General features: G+C 36.6%; 2 protein-coding genes and 3 pseudogenes. 1 reads left to right on the top strand and 4 read right to left on the bottom strand.

Annotated elements, in window-relative coordinates:
- Positions 1–437 (top strand): transposase family protein (locus CKO12_RS14150; RefSeq protein ID WP_200155367.1); only part of this gene is annotated, 437 nt, incomplete at its 5' end.
- Positions 438–747: 310 nt separating this feature from the next.
- Here CKO12_RS14150 and CKO12_RS15455 read toward each other — a convergent pair.
- From CKO12_RS15455 to CKO12_RS15040, 4 genes and pseudogenes are all read right to left on the bottom strand, one after another.
- Positions 748–918, bottom strand: a pseudogene (locus CKO12_RS15455) (transposase); the annotation flags it as partial.
- Between the two features lie 133 nt (positions 919–1,051).
- Positions 1,052–1,378, bottom strand: a pseudogene (locus tag CKO12_RS15450) (transposase); the annotation flags it as partial.
- A 41-nt stretch (positions 1,379–1,419) separates the two neighbouring features.
- Positions 1,420–1,656 (bottom strand): transposase, encoded by a 237-nt coding sequence (locus CKO12_RS14135; RefSeq protein ID WP_420826847.1) that lies wholly within the window; start codon positions 1,654–1,656, stop codon positions 1,420–1,422.
- Between the two features lie 99 nt (positions 1,657–1,755).
- Positions 1,756–1,902 (bottom strand): annotated as a pseudogene (locus tag CKO12_RS15040) (IS481 family transposase); the annotation flags it as partial.

Genomic DNA, 1,902 nt, shown 5'->3' with positions numbered 1-1,902 from the left:
TCCATACTGTCAAGTCGATAATTATTACTGGTCAAAACAGAAAAGTTATCTACCTGAGTCACATTTATGGTGGTCATAACCACGATTACTCAATAATGAAATCGGAATTTGATATGGATAAGCAGTGGTTTGTCGATGTTACAGTTCGAGCTGATCTTGGGTTTTTAGGTTTAGTTAATGACTATGGGTTCAAATCTGATCTCAGGTTGCCTAACAAAAAACCTCGAAAATCAAAAAATAATCTTTCACCAGAACTCACTAAACAGCAGAAAATAGAAAACCGCGCACATGCACAACGTCGCATTTTTGTTGAGCATTCGATTGGTGGAATGAAACATTTTCACTGTCTGACACACCGGATCAGAAGCCAGTCAAATGTCATTATGGATCAGTTCTTTGGACTGGCAGCTGGTCTTTGGAACTTCAACATCTCTTAAAAATTCAGATATTTAACGTTCGGTACAAATCTGTTGTTGCTACCTATCGATGACTTGTTATAGTTATCCGCAAAACATACTATACTTAAGAGAAAATGTAGGAGCTTACGACAGTGAAACTGTGCAATGAAGATCAACTTTTGAATTTCTTAAGGAACCGCTGATCTATTTAATGTTCTCTGTGTTGCCCTTTTAAGGGCATATTTTTATAAATGTGATATTAAATAAACTGTTTCCGTTTTAATGATTCAACATAATAACACTTTTGTTAGGTAAAATTAAGGTACTTTTATGCGCTGGACTCTATGTTTCAGGTGTTTAATAGTGACTTTTTTGCTATTAATAGATTAGCCAGAGCAAACAAAGTTTTTAGTTGTGCGGTATTTTTTGCAAGCCCTTTATAACGTACCTTACGGTGCATAAACAGATTTTTAATGATGTGAAATGGGTGTTTAACACGCGCTCGTATTTGCCACTTTACTTTCTCAAGTTGTTGCGTGAGATTTTTTATTAAGCTATCATCCGTTTTTTCAACGTTAGAACGTTTTTCAGTGATGTTCCAACTGACCATTTTTTCGTTAAACTTATCTTTAGCTTCTTCGCGTTTATTCGCGTTTATTCGCGTTTATTCGCACCAGTGTAGCCAGCATCACCAAAAACTTGTTGTTCCTTACCGTGTGTAAAATGTTTTCAACTTGAGTGACATCATGCTCATTTGCCGCAGTGCCAACCACGGTATGCACTAACCCAGAATTAACGTCAACGCCAATGTGTGCTTTCATTCCAAAATACCATTGATTTCCCTTGCGAGTAGAATGCATTTCTGGATCGCGGGTTTTTGCTTGATTTTTTGTTGAAGAAATGGCGTTGATAATTGTTGCATCAACAATTGTTCCTTGATTTAACAACAATCTTTTTTTGCTTAACTGCGCATTGATTGTAGAAAAATCACGTTAGTTATAGTTGATCCAACATAAAATGATTACAAATGACAGGCAAACAAAGCATCAACTGAGCAATGGTTCCTTTTACGAATCGCTTTTGCTTTTGCCCAATAGTTTTCAATCGGATTTAAGTCAGGTGAATATGGTGGCAAGTATTCTAAAATATGCCCGCTTTCTTTAATCTTTTGCTGAATATCTTGTCTTTTATGAAAAGCGGCATTATCCATAACAAGAACACAGTTTTTCGGTAATTTTGGCAACAAATCATCGGTTATCCATGCAAGTAGGAGTTACGCAGTTGGATTTCTAAATGTTTGATTTTATTGAAGTAAGTTTGTGCGCTGCACAATAGCACTTCTATAAAAATCAACAACTTAACTTTCAACTGCGTAATTGTCAAGACCCGAGAGATTGTAGACCTGTTTTTTGAAGCGTTCGGGTTCTTTCTGCTGCCAGTTTTTCAACGCTTGCACCGGTGACACATGTCCGAGTGCTTTTTGGGGTATCTGATGGTTATACAT

It is taken from the genome of Chromatium okenii, assembly GCF_016583745.1.
Taxonomy (GTDB): Bacteria; Pseudomonadota; Gammaproteobacteria; order Chromatiales; family Chromatiaceae; genus Chromatium; species Chromatium okenii.
Note: the sequence above shows the minus strand (reverse complement) of the source record. Positions and strands in the feature narration are given on the sequence as shown.